The following is a 20,411-nucleotide window of genomic DNA, read 5'->3' as shown; positions in this document are numbered from 1 at the left end:
CATTTTCATAACAGTCGTGCGATCAAGACCACTAACTAACATAGTGCGGGCAATCTTAATCGCTTCCTCTTTACGGCCTTTTTGTTCGCCCAGCTGTATACCTTTCTGTATACCTTTCTGAATTCCGCGTTCTTCGCCTTCAAGGCGCAGTTTTTCAGCGATAGTCATCAGAGCTTCCTCATGCTGTGGCACGCGTAATGCCAGAGTATTCAACAAAGCAGCCGGGTTGTGGGATTCTCCCGCCTGCAACATGTAGTTTATCACAGAAACCAGTTGTTCCTGAGTGGTGTATCCTTCAAGCAATAATGTGACCAATTGCTCAAGTAAATCAGCCAGGTCGCGCTGCCGAATATGTTTCTGTAGCAGCTCAAGCGCGGCCATGCGTCGGTGTTTCATGATTTCGTCATCGGCAATGACGGTGATATCCACCAACGGGAAATCGTTACTGTAGAGTTCGCCGGCCAGTTTAGGGTCATCAAATTCTTGCAACCAGCTCATTGAATACGGATATGGACTGACTTTTCCCTGGTAGAACAATATCGGTATCACCAGAGGTAACGTTTTATGACCAGCATCAAGATGACGTTGCATCGCAGCGATCGCATAGCGTAGCAGCCGAAATGCCATATGCTTGTCCGGTGAACTCTGATGCTCAATCAGACAATACACGTAGCCATCACCCTTACCAGCTTTCAACGAATACAACACGTCGCTGTAGTACGGTCGAAGATCGTCTTCGATAAAACTCCCTGACGCCAGTTGCAGCGTTTCCAGATCACACACTTCGAGTAACGCCGGCGGTAGATGAAATTGCAGAAAATCCCTGGCAGTATCCGGATGTGTCAGGAACTGCTTAAAAATAGCATCATGCAATGTAGGTGTGGTGTTTTTCTTCATCGTTCATCATATCCTAAAACGCCAAGTTTAACTTTAACATACCCTACAGATGTTCACATGGGGGTCTACTCACCTTAAACCCCTCGAATCAATTAAACGTTGCCAACTAAAAACCACATCATGGGCAGTAATAGGAGAACATCAGACCACTTTATTCTTTCTCTTAAATGAAATAACCACACTTTATTATCTTTGACTTCCCAACTAACTGCCAAATTGGTATTTAATTTACCATCAATACCTGTGTTAATTAATCTACTAAAGAAGTCGTGAATAATATCATATTCAATATCACTTTAAACTTTATGGACATCAAGAGGCGCAGGCAATGAACCATTATTATGACGAGCAGTATTCTGATGAGTTGCCAGTTGTATACCAAGAAGAATAATTTCTGTATGAGATAATGTTAAGCTTGAAAATATAATTCCTGTGAATTAAAGATATATTTTTTATTATGTTTTTCATCGTGTTTTATCAAGTAATAATTTGTTTTTTAATATTAATTTTAGAAATTGAGCAATGTGTGAATATTGACTCGATTGGAAATAATCCTAACGAAGAATGGTTCCAGAGTTTTTTCTTCTGGTTAAAAAAATTCTCGATCCTGCTCACAGATTGGCATATTTTCCTGAACAGGAGAGTCGAAATTTATATCTATGTGTCTAATTACTCTTTTATTTTTATTTTTTAGTTGAAAAATTAACATCTATATAGTAATTGAATATATTAAGTTATAGGTTATATTTTATATTATCCAATCCATTAGGGGGAAATTTATGGCGGTACCAACGCTCAGGCATTTTATTAATAGTCAGTATGTTGAATCTAAAGGTTCCGAATATTTTGACCTGGTAAGCCCGGTCACTGGTGAAACCTATGCGCATTCTCCTAACGCGACTGTAGCGGATGTTGATGAAGCTTATGCAGGGGCTAAAGAGGCATTCAAGATCTGGCGGCGCAGCACACCGTCAGCACGTCAGCAGGCGTTGCTGGCATTAGCCGATGCAGTGGAAAAAAACGCTGAGCGTCTGATCGAAGCGCAAAGCCGCAATACGGGGCAGCTCAAGCATCTGATTGCTTCTGAGGAAGTTGCGACGTCAGTAGATCATATCCGTTTCTTCGCCGGCGCCGCCCGTTTTCTGGAAGGTAAAGCGACTGCTGAATATCTTCCTGATATGACGACCAGCATCCGGCGCGAACCACTGGGCGTGGTGGGGCAAGTTACCCCGTGGAACTACCCGCTGATGATGGCGGTATGGAAGATAGCGCCTGCGCTGGCAGCGGGTAATACTGTGGTGCTCAAACCAAGCGATACCACGCCGGAAAGTACTCTGTTGCTGGCTGAACTGGCCGCTCCGTTCTTCCCTATAGGCGCATTCAACGTGGTGTTGGGTAATGCCAGCGCGGGCGCTCTGGTTGTTTCACACAAAACGCCAGCTATGGTTTCCATCACGGGTTCCGTGCGCGCAGGTTTGCAGGTTGCCTCTTCGGCGGCGGCTAATCTCACCAGAGCACATTTGGAGTTGGGTGGCAAAGCGCCTGTGGTTGTTTTCGCCGATGCGGATATGGACAAAGCGGTGGAGACCATTGCTACCGCGGGGTATTTCAATGCGGGTCAGGATTGTACGGCAGCCTCGCGTGTGTTGGTGGATGAATCTGTTTACGATACCTTCGTTGCTAAACTGGCGGCGGCAGCTAAGGCTACCCGCTTTGGCTCTCCGGAAGATGAAGAGGCGCTATATGGGCCGCTCAATAATGCTCGTCAGATGGAGCAGGTCAAAGGGTTCATTGCGCGTTTGCCCGCTCATGCTTGTATCGAAACAGGAGGCCGTCAGGCCGAACGTTCGGGTTATTACTTTGAACCTACGGTAATTACCGGTCTGGAGCAGCACGACGAAGCAATCCAGACTGAGATTTTCGGCCCGGTTATCACGGTGCAAAAGTTCCGCGATGAACAGGATGCCATAGAGAAAGCTAACGATGTGAAATACGGGCTGGCCGCCAGTGTCTGGACCCGCGACCATAGCCGCGCGTTGCGCCTATCACGTGAACTCGATTCCGGTACCGTCTGGATTAACACCCATATTCCTCTTACGGCAGAAGCGCCGCACGGCGGCTTCAAGAGCTCCGGATATGGTAAAGATCTGTCGGCTTATGGCTTCGATGAATATACGCGTATCAAGCACGTGATGAGTTCCAACGACTGACACAGGACATCCGTAATGATTCAGAATAGATCTCCACGCGACTTGGTGTCGCGTGCGCACCATGAGCTGTTTACTGACCGTGATGTAGGGGCGCTTGAGCGTTATTTTGCGCCGCATTTCATTGAACATTCTCCGTTGGTCAAAGATGGTCTTGCCGGATTGCGTGAGCTGGTCTGGACACATCCTGAACTGCATCACGAAACGTATCGTCTACTACAAGATGGTGATCTAGTCGTCATCCACGGTCGTTTTACGGGATTAGACGACCGGCCGTTGGTCGGTTTCGATCTGTACCGGGTTGCTGACGGCTTAATCGTAGAGCACTGGGACGGCCTGGTGCCGCAGGCTGCACCCAACGTCAGTGGCCGGACTCAGTTAGATGGCCCGACTGAAGCAGGCCATGACCATGACAGAGAGAAGAATCGCGAGCTGGTGGTCAACTTTTTTACACGCACCCTGATCGAGGGTCACTACGAAGAGTTTGGAAACTACACTAATGGTGAATTGTTTCGTCAGCACAGCCCTGATATTGCCGATGGCACGGCAGCCGTTATCTCGTTTCTTAAGCAACTCAGGGATGGGGGGCAGGGGCTGCATTACACTAAAATTCACCGTACGGTAGCCGATGGGCAGTTTGTTCTGACTCATTCGGAGGGGAGTATCGCCGGAGCGCGTCACAGCTATTTCGAACTATGGCGCATTGAGAACGGCAAAGTGGCTGAACTTTGGGATGCTATCACCCCGGTACCGGAGGATACAAAAGCGCTGCATCGCCACGGTATTTTTTAGAGTTAATCGATACCCGCCGCGGCGGAAATATCACCCGTTGCGGTTGGTGGCTTTAGATAAACTAGCGGATTTCACAGTGCAGTGATCGACCATAGCGTGAAGCTTGCGGTCGCGACGTAACCGGATGCCCATACACAGGCAGATATGCGTTGATCAATGGTCCCTATGTGGATGATGTCTGCAACGGAGCCTACACGATCACAATAGCCCACTTGGTACTCATCGTTGAGGATTTTGCCGGCGTTGTGGCGGCGGGTATGCTGGTTTCGACGCTGGATCGGCTACTTCTGCCAGCCTTGGGCGCTATTCACATCGGGCGTTTGTCTGCTGAAGCCCGCTTATTTCAGATTGCTAAGGAGGTTTCATTTATGACTGAATCTATGTTAGCTAAAAGACGCAGCGCGGCTATTGCAAAAGGCGTGGGCGTGACCACGCAAGTCTATGCGGAGCGTGCGGAAAACGCTGAAATTTGGGATGTTCAGGGGCAACGTTATATTGATTTTGCCGCCGGTATCGCCGTGGTGAATACCGGCCACCGCCATCCGCGGGTCATCGCGGCAGCCAGAGAACAACTGGAACAGTTTACCCACACCTGTCATCAGGTGGTGCCCTACGAAAATTATGTAGCGCTGGCCGAACGTTTGAACTGCTTGGTGCCTGGTAATTTTGCGAAGAAGACCGTCTTTGTCACTACCGGGGCTGAGGCGGTGGAAAATGCCGTGAAGATCGCGCGTGCCGCTACTGGGCGCAGTGGTGTGGTAGCTTTCAGCGGCGCTTTTCATGGCCGTACCTTCCTCGGTATGTCATTAACCGGCAAAGTTGCACCGTACAAAATGGGGTTTGGCCCGCTGGTTAGCGACGTTTACCGTGTTCCGTTTCCAGTCGGGTTGCATGGCATTAGTGTGGAACAAACGTTGAATGCGCTGGAAAATCTCTTTAAAACCGATCTTGAGCCTACGCGCGTCGCGGCCATCATCATCGAACCGGTACAGGGTGAAGGCGGTTTCTATCCTGCTCCTCCCGAGCTGCTCAACGCTCTGCGTGAGATTGCCGATTGCCACGGCATTGTACTTATCGCTGATGAGATCCAGACCGGCTTCGCGCGTACGGGCAAACTGTTTGCTATGGAGCATTATGAAGTTGTTGCCGATCTGACCACTATGGCGAAAGGTCTGGCGGGCGGTTTACCGCTGGCGGCTGTAACGGGACGGGCAGAGTTGATGGATGCTGTAGTGCCTGGTGGTCTGGGGGGAACTTATGGCGGTAACCCAGTGGCGATTGCGGCCGCCCATGCGGTATTGGATGTGATCGAAGAAGAACAGCTGAATGTACGGGCGACGCAGTTGGGAGACCAGCTAAAACAGCGTCTGCATGAACTGCGCCCGCGTGTCCCGCAGATTGCCGACGTGCGGGGGCTTGGGCTGATGATTGCGGTGGAGTTTAACCATGCGGACAGTCAGGAACCCGATGCCAGCTTTACCAACGCGGTACGTCAGAAAGCGCTGGAGCGCGGTCTGATCTTGCTGATGTGCGGTGTACATGGCAACGTGATTCGTTTCCTTCCGCCGCTGACCATACAAAATAACGTTTTTGATGAAGCGCTCAACATTCTGGAGTCTGTGCTGCTCGATCTAGCTGAACAGTAGATAGAACCTGCTGCCTCACAAGAGGGGATAACAATGCGTTGGTATTTAAATGTATTAAAGAACTATGCATGCTTCAGAGGGCGAGCCGGACGTAAGGAGTTCTGGTGCTTCGTTCTGTTCCAGATCCTGGTTGTATTTATTATCTCTTTCCTTGAAAGATATTTTGCCGTTGCCAATCCTGAAGTTTATATGGGCTGGTTCAGCGCTGTCTATTTGCTGCTCACGTTTTTGCCCGCGCTAGCTGTGAATGCCCGCCGCCTGCACGACATCAACTGTAGCGCTTGGTGGTTATTGCTGCATCTCATACCGTTTATCGGCACTGTTATTCTGCTGATTCTCGCCGGTCTGAAAGGGAGCTTTGGCAGTAATAAATATAGCTCAGATAGCCGGACTCACTCATAGGGAAACTCTCCAGACCCGGCCAGTGGGTGATTTCAAGATCATAACAGGAGTGCTGAAATGACAATGAATAGAAGAGACTTTATCTCTACCGTGGCGACGCTCGCCGGGGCGGGAGTGCTTTCATCCGTACTTCCCAACTTATCCCTGTTCGCCCGGACCTTAACCGCAGCCGATGCTTCGGCCGTCAATGTTGATAAGCTCCGGCCGACACTGTTGGAGGATGCGCAGCATAGAGTTAGCCGGTTGGGATTGGATTCGCGCATCTGGAGCTGGCATAAAGACGCTGCTGCTGACGCCATGCCAGCCAACTATTATGAAGCTTCTTTGGCTGACTGGCCGGCTTTTGGAAGCCTGCCCGGAGATCAGAACTGCGAGGTTGCGGTTATCGGCGGTGGGTTGCTGGGGGCTTCCACGGCATTGCATCTTGCTGAGGCGGGAGTGGACGTGATTCTGGTTGAAAAGGATAACATTGGTTCAGGAGCTTCTGGCCGCAATGGGGGGCAGATGACCCCAGGGATTGCACGCTGGGACGCTAAAACTGTGCTGGAAAAACTTTCATTCGATGAGGCGAAACGCTTATGGCGTCTTGTATCTGTTGAAGCGATGAATCTCGTGGATGAACTCCGTGAGCGTTATGGTTTCGAATGTGACCGTAAATATGGTCATATCACCGCTGCGCTGCACGCAGGCCACATGGGGCCGCTGGTGGCTAATGCCGATGCCCGGCGCCATCTGGGAGATGCGGCGATGAAGGTTATCGGACCGCACCAATTGCAGGAAGAGTATGTGCGTTCGAACATTTATCATGGAGCAAATATCGACAGTATCGGTGGGCAGGTCCAGCCTCTGGCGCTGTTGCGTGGCTTGGTTTATGGTTTTGCCAGACTGGGTGGGCGAATCTATGACAGCACGAAAGTGAAGAGCATCAGGCAGGATGCTAGCGGCGCAGTCGTAGAAACTGAGCGGGGGGTTATCAGGGCAAGTAAGGCGGTGGTATTGGGTGTGCATACTTCCACGGGTGAGTTTATCTCTGGCCCTTCCACCACAGTGCCTTTTTTCTCCTACGTGGCGGTAACGCCGCCGTTGCCAGTGGATGTCAAAGAGCTGATCCCGTCAGATCTGCCGGTCTACGATACACAGTTACAGGTCGATTACTATCGTGCGGTGCGCAACAACCGCCTGCTGTTCGGTGGACAGGGTACTGGAAACTCTTGGTCGCCGCGTGATGTGAACAACTATCTGCTTGGGCGTATCAGAACGGTGTTCCCGCAGTTGGAAAAAGCCGAACTAGAATATTCCTGGGGCGGGATCAGCGATCTGACTCTGAACGGCATCACTGATGCCCGCAAGAGCGGCGACAGAGTACCCGTGTATATGGTGCATGGCTGGAGTGGTCATGGAGTGGCGCAGACAGTGCGCATTGGCAAAGCTATCAGCGACGATCTTACCAGACGCAATGACGATTTTACCGTGCTTACCCGCATTGACCACGTGAGTCTCCCGTTGGGTTCCTATCTCTCTCCGGTAGCTATTCCGTTGGCTAAGGGTGTTTTGGGAGTAATAAGCACCTTTAATCCGGCAGATATGGTTTCGTTCTGAACAGAGGACAGAGGACAGAGGACAGAGATTTTAAATTAAAGATATGATTGTCAGTCAATGGAAATATTTTATGGGAATATTATAAATTTGGAATAATAACGTTAGTTATTTTTTATTGTGATAATATTAACGTAAATAAAAGTAATGCGGAAAACATTAAAAATAAATTTTCTTTATATCTATTATTAAACGGATAATTTATCTTTATAATTAAGGATAATGAATTTTTTGGCATTGGTGGTTCAAGGTGAATAGCACTAAAACAATTAGTATCCAACATATTATTAATAATCAAAAGTTTTCGAAAGTTCAATGGCAGGTATTAATTCTATGTTTCTTAATTGTCGTTATTGATGGTTTTGACACGGTATTAATGGGGTATATTGCATCAGCAGTGGTCAATGATTTTAAAGTAGAAGGTGCTGTTCTTGGGCCGACGATGAGCGCTGCCCTTTTTGGGTTATCGTTGGGTTCGATTTTTGCGGGTCCACTTGCAGATCGGTTTGGTCGAAAGTCAGTGTTGACAATATCCGTCACTGTTTTTGGCCTGTTAAGTCTTGCTACCGCTGTTGCAGATTCAATTCAGACATTAACTATTTTGCGTTTTTTGACGGGGTTAGGTCTTGGGGCCGCGATGTCAAATGCAATAACTTTAATATCTGAATATGCGCCAGAGAATCGGCGATCTTTGTTAATCAATATTGTTTTTTGCGGTTTTCTTGTTGGCGCAGCGATAGGCGGGGTAATTTCTGCATGGATTATTCCATATTTTGGTTGGCAGGGAGTTTTGATTTTAGGCGGTATTTTGCCGTTATTTCTATCTCTATTTCTCTTTTCTTTATTACCTGAATCACTTAGGTATCTTGTTTTGAAAGGAGGAGCAGAGGATAATATAAGACGAATTTTGTCTAAAATGACCGGCAATAATTTGGATGATATAAACAAGTTTACCTTTGATGGAGAAGAAATTATACATAAGTCGTCAATTAAAACGGTTTTATCCAATAGATTCTTAGTTGGAACGGCAATGTTATGGATAACTTATTGCATGGGAGCATTGGTTTTTTATGTTCTGACAAGTTGGATGCCATTTTTAATGAACGATGTTGGTTTTAGTATTAGCATGGCGGCAACACTGACAGCATTATTTCCTTTTGGGGGCGTAATAAGTACGATTTTTTCCGGTTGGTTAATGGATCGAATTAATCCTCATAAGGTGGTTGCAATTAATTATGCCCTAACGGGTATTTTGGTCTTTTTTATTGGCCTGGAAGAAAATGTATTATTATTGAGTATTCTGATATTTCTTGCCGGGATGGCGCTAAATGGCGCTCAGGCGTCGATGGGAGCCATCTCTGCACAATTTTATCCGACTCATTGCCGGGCGACGGGGGTAGCTTGGATGTTAGGATTTGGCAGATTCGGCGGGATTTTCGGTACTTTATTTGGCGCAGAACTGATCAAGCTTGAATTAAGTTACAGTAGTATTTTTGCCGTTTTATCCATTCCGGCTATTTTAGCCGCTGTATCATTAACATTTAAGGATGTGAATTATAGAAGGAATAAATATACCTAATAGATTTCGAGTTGCAGCGCGGCGGCAAGTGAACGAATCCCCGGGAGCATAGAGAGCTATGTAACCGGGGTGAGTGAGTGCAGCCAACAAAGAGGCAACTTGAAAGATGACGGGTATAAATTTATAAAAATAACAGGTGGCTAATATATTCTAAATAGCTAACCTTGAATAATTGAAATATGAAAATATAAGAGGGTGCTTTGCTTTTAATTATTTGTTTTGGAATATTAAATACGATATTGGATGGTAAATGTTAATATTTGTGCTATTTTCAAAATAATATTGATTATAAAATTTAAATTAATGTTTTATTGTTTTTTATGATTTCAATAAATAATTTAATATAGGTATTTAGTTATAAATATATGTGGTGAAAAAATTATTTTTATATTTAAAGTTTAAATGAGATATAGAATGTCTTAAAGTTAAATCATTTAAATGGGAGGATATTTATTTTATGCAGCAGTAAATATTATTGAGTAGTGTATAGATTGCTCTGTATATTATTATAAAGCAATGAAAAATTAAATTATTTTAATTTGAAATTGTTTCTCGATGGTTGTTAACATAATAATATCTATATTTTTACGCTCTAACTATTACAGAATATATGTAATTAAGTTAAATATAATTTTTATTTTTGCATTTTTGGTATATTCGTTAGCGGTATTGTCTTATTGTTGAAAAATAATTTTTTATGAATTATTTTTAGCTTGGCGTTATATTTTGATATAATTGAATTCACAGGATTATTTTATACCTATTGAATAACTTTATTTTGAATTAGTATATCATTTTATTATTGGAATGGAGATTATTTTATAGGTGATTGTCAAAGTAGTATTCTGATAGTTAAATATAAACTGGTCTGTTTTGTCTTTAAAAATACTTGATTTTTTGTGAAATGGTTTTAAGTAGGTATTAATGGGGAATGGATAAAATGTAAAGGTTATTTGGTAATTATGGATAATAAATGCAGTTAATGGTTAATTTTTTCATTATGTAATTTGGCGTCAGTCAACAAAAGTTGCAGTCAATTAATCGAGCAGTGGCATCCGGTATCTGAGTCTTTTGGATGGATAGCTGATGTGTCTATTTTTATTTTTGGGCAAGAAGTAGGAGAGAAACATTAGTGATGACTGTCGGGAATGACGGTTTTCAAATTTCTAACAGATTCATTGAGGTAGTAAATGAAAAATAACATTGCTAAAGCGGGAAGTGCGTTTAAAACTCAGACGTCGAAAAATATAACCGACGCGAATGACGTTTCACAACAGACTCAAAATACAAAGAATATCCTTCAGACACTCACCCCCAGTGAATTATTCTGGTATGAGCGTCTTGTTGCTTTGCAACCCATCCAGCTACCTTTCGAAACCGACGGAGAGCAAACAGAACCCAGATGGGCAATGAGCGCTTGGCAGCCTCCTTTGCCGAAAAATGGCGAAGAGGAGTCATTGCAAACATTGTTGCAGGTATTTGTCGTTTACCTTGCGCGTCTAACTCAGCAGACCGCATTCCAAGTCGGTTGGCGCGTGGATGAGGTAAAAGATGAATCAGCAGATCAGGCGCCGGTGGTGCCTATGGCCGTTGAGGTCGCGTTTGATAAACCTTGGTATGAGGTAGCTGACTGGGTTGATAAAGAGCTGTCTCGGCTGGCGCAGCACGGTACATTTAGTTGTGATCTCCTCTCTTGTTCTCCTTCATTGCATGCTATCCCGGCGCTGGCGACAAGCCGGCCGTGGCGAATCGCTATCTCGTTAATAAAGAGCGATAGGCCGCGAGATAAGAGGGTATCCGGCGAATTGCTGACCCTCCAGATAAATGAGCAGGGAGGTTTTCGCTGGCTCTACGATGAAAATCGCTTGAGTACAGAAGTCGTTTTGCGGATGAACGAGCATTTACAGGTGTTGGCAGTATCGAAAAGGATAGGGGATAAAATCCCTGTTGGGCAGCTTAATATGTTGCCTGAGCCTGAACGTACATTGCTACTGGAAACTTGGAATGTCACTGAAATCCCCGATCCTAACCCGTTATGTATTCACCAGTTATTTGAGCAGCAGGCAGAGCAAGCCCCAGAAGCCACGGCGTTAGAATATCAGGAGCAGCGTTTCAGTTATGCCGAATTAAATGCCTGCGCCAACCGACTTGCCCATCAACTGATTGAATTAGGTGTCATACCGGACCAGCGGGTCGCGATTTGTGTAGCGCGTACCCCGGCGATGGTAGTAGCGTTGCTGGCGGTGCTGAAAGCTGGCGGGGCTTATGTGCCGTTGGATTCAACCTACCCGGCGGAACGTCTGGCGTATATCTTGAATGATACAGCGCCGTCAGTGGTATTGGCTGATGAAAGCGGGCAGTCGGCGTTGGGTGAAGATGCCCTGACCGGGCTGACAGTGCTTGACCCGAATATCTCGCCTGACCAGCCGGACAGTAATCCATTTGTGGCTGCATTGACGCCGCATCATCTGGCCTATGTGATTTACACCTCCGGTTCAACCGGGCAGCCGAAAGGGGTGATGATAGAACATCAGGCGATTTATCAACGTCTTCTGGGCGTTAATGACACCTATGCCGTTACTGCGCAAGATCGGGTGTTGCAATTTGCCGCGTTTGCGTTTGATGTTTCAGTAGAAGAATTTTTCTCGGCATTATGCAATGGGGCCACACTGGTTATCCGGGATGATAGCTGGTTGGCTTCGGTACGGGAATTTATTGCTTTAACCCGGCAACATCGTATTACGATCATTTCTCTGCCGACCTTATTCTGGTCTGAACTGGCGGCCAGAGAGGCCGGGTTGCCTCTGCCGGATTGTCTCCGGCTGATCATGATTGGTGGTGAGGCGGTAAAAAGGAACTCCATTCAGGACTGGTTTATGCAGGAAGGCTACCGGCCCCAATTATTGAACGGTTATGGCCCGACGGAAAATACCGTGACGGTAACTTATAAGGAGGTGTTATCCCCGGAAGATGCCCGTTCTCTCGGCCAGCCGGTTAAAAATTCCCGCATCTATCTGTTGGATCAATATGGTGAACTGGTACCCGTAGGTTGCGTTGGTGAAATGTGCATTGGCGGCGTCGGGGTGGCTCGGGGTTATCTGAACCGGCCTGCATTGAGCGAGGAACGTTTTATACCCGATCCCTTTAGTGCGGTATCCGGTGCGCGGATGTATCGTTCCGGGGATTTGGCGCGCTACCTGCCGGATGGTGACTTAGAATTCTTGGGCCGTAACGACGAGCAGGTTAAAATCCGCGGCTTCCGGGTTGAGTTAGGGGAAATTGAAACCCGATTGGTGGAACATCCGGCGGTGCAAGAGGCAGCGGTGCTGGCGCTGGATGACGGGCAGCACAAACGGCTGGTTGCCTATGTGGCGGCGGAAGCGCATGAGAGGTTGGCTGCTGATTTGCGTGAATACTTGAGGGCGATTTTACCTGACTATATGGTTCCGGTTGCTTTTGTGCGTCTGGATACCTTCCCGCAGACTCCGAGCGGCAAATTAGATCGCCGGGCATTACCGGCGCCGGGAGAGGAAGATTTTGCCCGTCAGATTTATGAAGCCCCACAAGGGGAGGCTGAGATCGCTCTGGCAGCTATCTGGCGTGAATTATTGGGCATTGAGCAGATAAGCCGGCATGATAGTTTCTTTGCATTAGGCGGCCATTCACTGCTTGCTGTGCGCATGATTGAGCGCCTGCGCCACTTGGGATTGACACTAACGGCGCGTGATCTGTTCCAGTCCCCAGCGCTGTCAGACTTGGCCCTGGCGTTGGGGCAGCATCAGGCCGTGATAATACCGCCTAACCTCATCACTCCCACCACCACGGCGCTAACGCCGGAGATGTTGCCACTGATTGATTTGACTCAGACTGACATTGACCGCATCGTTGAGCTGGCGCCGGGTGGGATAACCAATATTCAGGATATCTATGCGTTGTCGCCGTTGCAGGACGGTATTCTGTTCCACCACCTGCTGGAACAGGAAGGCGACCCCTATCTGCTGCTCTATCCGGTGGCCTTTGCTAACCGGTCTCTGTTGGACCGTTATCTGGCGGCGGTGCAACAGGCGATTGATCGTCATGACATCCTGCGGACGGCGTTTATTTGGCAAGGATTATCAGCCCCGGCGCAAGTGGTTTTGCGCCGGGCACAGTTGTCGGTGACGGAACTGACGCTAGACCCGGTTGACGGCCCAGTCATTGACCAGCTAACCCGGCGTTTCGATCCGGGGCATTATCGTCTTAATTTGAGTCAAGCACCGCTACTGCATTTTGTTATCGCTCAGGAAACTGATGGCCGCTGGTTCTTACTGGAATTGGAGCATCACTTGATCGGCGACCATGAAACGATGGAATTGATGCATCGTGAAGTTCAGGCGTATTTTGCCGGGCGGGAAGAACACCTGCCAGCGCCAGCCCCTTTCCGTAATCTGGTGGCTCAGGCTCGGCTCGGCGTAAGTCAGGAAGCACATACCCGTTTCTTTACCGACATGTTGGCGGAAGTAGATGAGCCAACGTTACCATTTGGACTGGCGGAGGTGCATCGTGACGGATCTCGAATGACGGAAGCCCACCGGATGCTGACCACTACGTTAAATGACCGTCTACGCAGTCAGGCTCGGCGTTTGGGTGTTAGTCTGGCGGCGTTGTGTCATCTGGCTTGGGCGCAGGTGCTGTCGCGTACCAGCGGACAAGAGAAAGTGGTGTTTGGCACCGTCCTGTTTGGACGCATGGCGGCAGGGGAAGGGGCAGACAATGGCATGGGGTTGTTTATGAATACCCTGCCGTTACGATTGGATATTGATGATACCCCGGTACAGGATAGTGTGCATATGGTGCATCTGCGACTGGCGGAATTGCTGGAGCATGAGCATGCTTCACTGGCGCTGGCCCAGCGGTGCAGTGGTGTTCAGGGTGAAAACCCACTCTTTAGCGCTCTGTTCAACTATCGTCATAATGAGCAACCGGCGGCGCTGGATGAAACGATGTCCGGGATTGAATTCCTGGGCGAACAGGAGCGGACTAACTATCCGTTTGGGTTGTCGGTGGAGGATGGTGGTTCCACGTTGGGACTGACTGCTCAAGTGGTACAGCCGTTTGATCCCGATCGGCTATGCGGTTATATGCAGCAGGCGCTGGAAAGTCTGGTGGAAGCGCTTGAGCAGGCCCCGGAGACGCCGATACGTGTGTTAAATGTCCTGCCTGAAACGGAGCGGACATTATTACTGGAAACCTGGAATACCACGGAAACTCCGTATCCTGACCCGTTATGTATTCATCAACTGTTTGAGCAACAGGTAGAGAAAACCCCGGATGCGACGGCATTAGAATATCAAGATCAGACTTTCAGTTATGCCGAATTAAATGCCCGCGCCAACCGGTTGGCCCATCAGTTGATTGCGCTGGGCGTAGTGCCGGATCAGCGGGTAGCGATTTGCTTGGCTCGTTCTCCATCGGTGGTGGCAGCGCTGTTGGCGGTGCTGAAAGCCGGTGGGGCCTATGTGCCGCTGGACCCGACTTATCCGGGAGAACGTCTGGCGTATATTTTGAATGATACCGCCCCGTCCGTGGTATTGATTGATGAAGCTGGTCGGACGGCGCTTGGTGAACAAACGCTTGCAGGATTGACGTTACTTGACCCGAATACTCAATCAGACCAGCCGGACAGTAACCCACAGGTAGCCGAATTGATGCCGCAACATTTGGCTTATGTCATCTATACCTCTGGCTCAACTGGGCAACCGAAAGGGGTGATGATAGAACATCAGGCGCTGTATCAACGTCATTTGGGTTTTAATGAGACCTATGCTGTCACGGCGCAAGACCGGTTGTTACAATTTGCCTCTTTTGCATTCGATGTTTCAGTAGAGGAATGCTGCTTGTCATTGTGTAATGGCGCCACGTTAGTGATGCGTGATGAGCATTGGCTGACTTCGATGCAAGAATTTATTGCCTTAGCCTGGCAAAACCAAATCACTGTGATGTCTCTGCCGGCGTTATTTTGGTCTGAACTGGTGGCCAGAGATAATGGATTACCGTTACCGGATTGCCTCAGACTCATCATCATTGGCGGTGAGGCAGTGAAAAAGAGCGCGGTTCAGGAGTGGTTTGCACGGGAAGTGCATCGTCCCCGACTATTGAACGCTTATGGCCCGACGGAAAATACCGTGACGGCGACCTGTAAGGAGATATTATTCTCGACAGATGATCGTTCTATCGGCCGGCCGGTTAAAAATACCCGTATCTACCTGCTGGACAGAGATGGTCAGCCGGTACCGTTAGGCTGTGTTGGCGAAATGTATATTGGCGGCGTGGGCGTGGCTCGGGGTTATCTTAACCAGCCGGAATTGAGTATAGAACGTTTTATACCTGATCCCTTTAGTCCGGTATCCGGTGCGCGCATGTACCGCACTGGCGATTTAGCTCGCTACCTGCCGGATGGCGACTTGGAATTTCTGGGCCGTAACGACGAACAGGTAAAAATTCGAGGTTTCCGAATTGAACTGGGGGAGATTGCAACCCGATTGATGGAACACCCGTCAGTACAAGAAGCGGCGGTGTTGGCGCTGGAGAGTGGGCAGGGCAAACGTCTGGTTGCCTATGTGGCAGCGGAAGCGAATACGGAGTTGGCTGCCGGTTTACGCGAATATTTGAGTGCGATTTTACCTGATTATATGGTCCCGTCAGCTTTTGTGCGTTTGGATACCTTCCCGCAGACCCCGAACGGCAAGCTAGATCGCCGGGCATTGCCGGCGCCACGAGAGGAAGATTTTGTCCGTCAGGTTTATGAAGCCCCGCAAGGGGAGACTGAGATCGCCCTCGCTGCCATTTGGCGTGAGTTATTGGGCATTGAGCAGATCAGCCGACATGACAGCTTCTTCGTGTTGGGCGGCCATTCCCTGCTCGCTGTGCGCATGATTGAACGCTTACGTCGTCTGGGGTTGGCGTTGACAGCGCGTGATCTGTTCCGATATCCGGTGTTGTCAGAATTGGCGCAAACATTGGGGCAGCATCAGGTTGTAGTGGTGCCGCCTAACGTCATTACCCCTGCCACCACGGCGCTGACGCCGGCGATGTTGCCGCTGATTGATCTGACTCAAACTGATATTGATCGCATTGTTGGGCAAGTACCGGGCGGAGTCGCCAATATTCAGGATATCTATGCCCTGTCGCCGTTGCAGGACGGTATTCTGTTCCATCACTTGTTGGAACAGGCAGGCGACCCGTATCTGTTGCTCTACCCGGTGATCTTTGAGAATCGATCTCTGCTGGATCGTTATCTGGCGGCGGTACAACAGGCGATTGACCGCCATGACATCTTGCGTACTGCTTTTATCTGGCAAGGGTTATCCGTTCCAGCGCAGGTGGTTTTGCGCCGGGCGCAATTGCCGGTGACGGAACTAACGTTGGACCCGGCTGACGGCCCGGTCATTGACCAGTTAACCCGGCGTTTTGACCCGGGACATTATCGTCTTGATTTGAGTCAGGCACCGCTATTGCATTTTGTCATCACTCAGGAAACCGATGGCCGCTGGTTCTTACTGGAATTGCAGCATCACTTGATTGGCGATCATGAAACGCTGGAAGTGATGCACCGTGAAGTGCAGGCCTATTTTACCGGGCAGGGGGATAGTCTGCCGGCGCCGGCTCCTTTCCGCAATCTGGTGGCTCAGGCCCGGTTTGGGAGGAGTCAGGCAGAGCATACCCGTTTCTTTACTGAGATGTTGGCGGCGGTGGATGAGCCAACGTTGCCATTCGGACTGGCGGAGGTGCATCGTGACGGATCTCAGATGAGGGAAGCTCACCGGGCGCTAACAGCGACATTAAATGATCGCCTGCGTAGTCAGGCCCGGCGTTTGGGCGTCAGTCTGGCGGCGTTATGTCATCTGGCCTGGGCGCAGGTGTTGTCGCATACCAGCGGGCAGGAGAAAGTGGTGTTTGGCACCGTCCTGTTTGGGCGCATGGAGGCAGGAGAAGGGGCAGATAATGGCATGGGGCTGTTTATGAATACCTTGCCGTTACGACTGGATGTTGATGACACTCCGGTGCAGGACAGCGTGCGTGCAGTACATCTGCGACTGGCTGGATTGCTGGAGCATGAGCATGCTTCACTGGCGTTGGCTCAGCGGTGCAGTGGTATCGCCAGCGGTACACCACTCTTTAGCGCTCTGTTCAACTATCGACACAATGCCTTATCGGCAACGTCGGATGATATCATCAGCGGTATTGAATTTCTGGACGGACAGGAACGAACGAACTATCCGTTTGGACTGTCGATAGAAGACGGTGGTTCCACGTTGGGGCTGACCGCCTTGGTGGTGCAGCCGTTTGAGCCTGATCGGCTATGCGGTTATATGCAACAGGCGCTGGAAAGTCTGGTGGACGCGCTTGAACAAGCCCCGGAGACGCCAGTACGTGCGCTGAACATCCTGCCTGAAACGGAACGTACATTGTTACTGGAAACTTGGAATACCACGGAAAACCCGTATCCTGACCCATTATGTATTCACCAACTGTTTGAACAACAGGTAGAGAGAACCCCGGAGGCGACCGCGTTAGTGTATGAAGAGCAGCATTTCAGCTATGCTGAATTAAATGCTCGCGCCAACCGACTTGCCCATCAACTGATTGCATTGGGCGTCATGCCGGATCAGCGGGTGGCGATTTGTATGGCACGTTCACCGGCGATAGTGGCGGCGCTGTTGGCGGTACTGAAAGCTGGCGGGGCTTATGTGCCGCTGGACCCGACTTATCCGGGAGAACGTCTGGTGTATATTCTGAGTGACACGGAGCCGCTCGTGGTACTGGTTGATGAAGCTGGCCGGGCGGCGCTTGGTGAACAGGCACTGGTCGGGCTAACGGTACTTGACTCGAATATTCTGCCAGACCAGCCGGACAGTAACCCACTGGTAGCCGAGTTGACGCCACAACATCTGGCTTATGTCATCTATACCTCCGGTTCAACCGGGCAGCCGAAAGGGGTGATGATAGAACACCAAGCGGTGTATCAACGTCATCTAGGTTTTAATGAGACCTATGTGGTCACTGCACAAGATCGGTTGTTACAATTTGCTTCTTTTGCGTTTGATGTTTCAGTAGAAGAATGTTGCTTGTCATTATGTAATGGCGCCACATTGGTCATGCGTGATGAGCGCTGGCTGACTTCAATGCAGGAATTTATTGCCTTAGCCTGTCAGAACCGTATTACGGTAATGTCTCTGCCAGCGTTATTTTGGTCTGAACTGATTGCCGGAAACAATGCATTACCGCTACCGGATTGCCTCAGGTTCATCATTATTGGGGGTGAAGCAGTTAAAAAGAGCGCTATTCAGGAGTGGTTTGCGCGAGAAACCCATCGACCTCGATTGTTGAACGCCTATGGCCCGACGGAAAATACCGTGACGGCGACCTGCAAGGAGATATCATCCCCGACAGATGATAGTTCTATCGGCCGGCCGCTTAAAAATAGCTGTGTCTACCTACTGGACAAATACGGTCAGCCCGTCCCATTAGGCTGCGTTGGTGAAATGTATATTGGCGGCGTCGGTGTAGCACGGGGTTATCTTAACCAGCCGGAACTGAGTGCGGAACGTTTTATAGCTGATCCCTTTAGTCCGGTATCTGGTGCGCGGATGTATCGCACGGGGGATTTGGCCCGCTACTTGCCGGACGGCAATCTAGAATTTTTGGGCCGTAACGACGAGCAGGTAAAAATTCGCGGTTTCCGGATTGAGCTAGGAGAGATTGAAATCCGGTTGTTGGAACACCCGGCAGTGCAAGAGGCAGCGGTGTTGGTGTGGGAGGATGGCCGCGACAAGCATTTGGTCGCTTATGTGGCAGCGGAAGCGCATGAAGGTTTGACAGCCAGCTTGCGTGCTCATCTGAGTGCCATTTTGCCAGATTATATGGTGCCGTCAGCTTTTGTGCGTCTGGATACCTTCCCGCAAACTCCGAACGGCAAACTGGATCGCCGGGCCTTACCGGCACCGCGGGAGGAAGATTTTTCTCGTCAGGTTTATGAAGCGCCGCAAGGGGAAACCGAGACAGCTCTGGCGGCTATTTGGTGTGAGTTATTGGGTGTTGAGCAGGTCAGCCGACATGATAACTTCTTCGCATTGGGAGGCCATTCACTGCTCGCTATGCGAATGACGAATATTGCCGCTGATCGAGGGATGGTTTGCACATTGAATACCCTGTTCCAATTCCCGGTGTTAGCTGAACTGGCTGCAAAAATCGCCTCAGATTTACTATATCAACCGCAAAACAGCGCCATATCGGTACGACCTGATGGAACAGGATTGCCGTTGTTCTTTGTTCCCAGTGGCATGGGTGACTATTCCTATGCTTTCGGGCTGGCTCAGCATATTCCGTCGGGCTATCCGATTTATGCGCTGCCTTGGCCTGCCATCAGTGAAGAACCGATGTCAACGATGGAAGAGCAAGCTGCCAGAATGATCACCTTGATGAAATCTGTTCAACCGGTAGGCCCATATCGGATAGGGGGTTACTCTTCTGGTGGAGTATTGGCTTATGCCATCGCCCAACAACTTTTGAGTACTGGCGAACGGGTTAATTTCCTGGGGCTGATTGACACGCTTGTCCCTCATTGTTTTGGTCAGCAGATAGCGCAACCAAAACATCAATTTTTTACCGAATTGGTCAGGCAATTAGGGGAAGAACATTCTGAACAGGTTGCGGCGTTGTATCAACGAATTGATGAGTTGAATTTGGTGCAGTTTATTGCAACGGCGCAGGAGTTGGCGTTATATCCCGTCAATTTGAGTGCTGACTTAATGGCGAAGCGTTGGGAACAGATGGAGCATTATGAGCAAATAGTCAGAAATTATGAGCCGCCAGCATTAACGGTAACGTTGCATCAGTTTTATGCGGTGGAACCTTACCCATCTATTTCTTTTGTGGCGGATGAAAAGTCAGAGCCTTTAAATATCGATTCGTCGCTAGGTTGGGCGCAGATAATAGCCGATACTTCGCTTAAGCTCATTGCTATTCCGGGTGACCACTTTAGTTTATTGGAAGATGATGAGAATAAAATTGCTTTAGCTCAGGCCTTAAATATGGCGCTGGCAACCGGTTGTGATAAGGAGGCGGTGTAATACTATACCCTATGGATTTCAAGATGCATCGCGACGGCAAGGGAGTGAATCCCCGGGAGCATAGATAACTATGTGACCGGGGTGAGCGAACGCAGCCAACAAAGAGGCAACTTGAAAGATAACGGGTATAATATATTAATGATTTAACCTTGATATAATAATCCGGTATATATTCTTATAC

General features: G+C 49.0%; 8 protein-coding genes. 7 read left to right on the top strand and 1 reads right to left on the bottom strand.

Translation table 11 applies throughout. The features are described from left to right. On the bottom strand, nt 1-897 hold an 897-nt coding region (locus OO184_RS18790), incomplete at its 3' end, for an Rpn family recombination-promoting nuclease/putative transposase (RefSeq protein WP_265380485.1). A 779-nt stretch (nt 898-1,676) separates the two neighbouring features. Here OO184_RS18790 and OO184_RS18785 point away from each other — a divergent pair. From OO184_RS18785 to OO184_RS18755, 7 genes are all read left to right on the top strand, one after another. Beyond that, entirely contained in the window at nt 1,677-3,107 is a 1,431-nt protein-coding gene (locus OO184_RS18785) for a gamma-aminobutyraldehyde dehydrogenase (RefSeq protein ID WP_265380484.1), read from the top strand. Between the two features lie 15 nt (nt 3,108-3,122). Next, nucleotides 3,123-3,896, top strand: coding sequence for a nuclear transport factor 2 family protein (locus OO184_RS18780; protein WP_265380483.1), 774 nt, complete (start codon nt 3,123-3,125; stop codon nt 3,894-3,896). Nucleotides 3,897-4,264: 368 nt separating this feature from the next. Beyond that, nucleotides 4,265-5,542: a 4-aminobutyrate--2-oxoglutarate transaminase gene (locus OO184_RS18775; RefSeq protein WP_265380489.1), complete on the top strand. Its 1,278-nt coding sequence runs from the start codon at nt 4,265-4,267 to the stop codon at nt 5,540-5,542. Nucleotides 5,543-5,575: 33 nt separating this feature from the next. After that, on the top strand, nt 5,576-5,944 hold the full coding sequence (locus tag OO184_RS18770; RefSeq protein ID WP_265380482.1) for a DUF805 domain-containing protein: 369 nt from the start codon (nt 5,576-5,578) through the stop codon (nt 5,942-5,944). A gap of 57 nt (nt 5,945-6,001) precedes the next feature. Further along, nucleotides 6,002-7,543 carry an NAD(P)/FAD-dependent oxidoreductase gene (locus tag OO184_RS18765; RefSeq protein ID WP_312023709.1) on the top strand — a complete coding sequence of 514 codons (1,542 nt, stop codon included), beginning with the start codon at nt 6,002-6,004 and terminating at the stop codon, nt 7,541-7,543. Nucleotides 7,544-7,790: 247 nt separating this feature from the next. After that, nucleotides 7,791-9,119, top strand: coding sequence for an MFS transporter (locus OO184_RS18760; protein ID WP_265380481.1), 1,329 nt, complete (start codon nt 7,791-7,793; stop codon nt 9,117-9,119). 1,190 nt (nt 9,120-10,309) lie between these two features. Beyond that, entirely contained in the window at nt 10,310-20,230 is a 9,921-nt protein-coding gene (locus OO184_RS18755) for a non-ribosomal peptide synthetase (protein ID WP_283256349.1), read from the top strand. Nucleotides 20,231-20,411: the final 181 nt, after the last annotated feature.

The sequence above is a fragment of the Photorhabdus aballayi genome (genome assembly GCF_026153155.1).
Taxonomy (GTDB): domain Bacteria; phylum Pseudomonadota; class Gammaproteobacteria; order Enterobacterales; family Enterobacteriaceae; genus Photorhabdus; species Photorhabdus luminescens.
Note: the sequence above shows the minus strand (reverse complement) of the source record. Positions and strands in the feature narration are given on the sequence as shown.

Excerpts from the sequence above, each read along its gene's own strand:
- OO184_RS18785 (WP_265380484.1), top strand. The coding sequence starts at position 1,677 with ATGGCGGTACCAACGCTCAGGCATTTTATTAATAGTCAGTATGTTGAA.
- OO184_RS18780 (WP_265380483.1), top strand. The coding sequence starts at position 3,123 with ATGATTCAGAATAGATCTCCACGCGACTTGGTGTCGCGTGCGCACCAT.
- OO184_RS18755 (WP_283256349.1), top strand. The coding sequence starts at position 10,310 with ATGAAAAATAACATTGCTAAAGCGGGAAGTGCGTTTAAAACTCAGACG.
- OO184_RS18765 (WP_312023709.1), top strand. The coding sequence starts at position 6,002 with ATGACAATGAATAGAAGAGACTTTATCTCTACCGTGGCGACGCTCGCC.
- OO184_RS18770 (WP_265380482.1), top strand. The coding sequence starts at position 5,576 with ATGCGTTGGTATTTAAATGTATTAAAGAACTATGCATGCTTCAGAGGG.
- OO184_RS18775 (WP_265380489.1), top strand. The coding sequence starts at position 4,265 with ATGACTGAATCTATGTTAGCTAAAAGACGCAGCGCGGCTATTGCAAAA.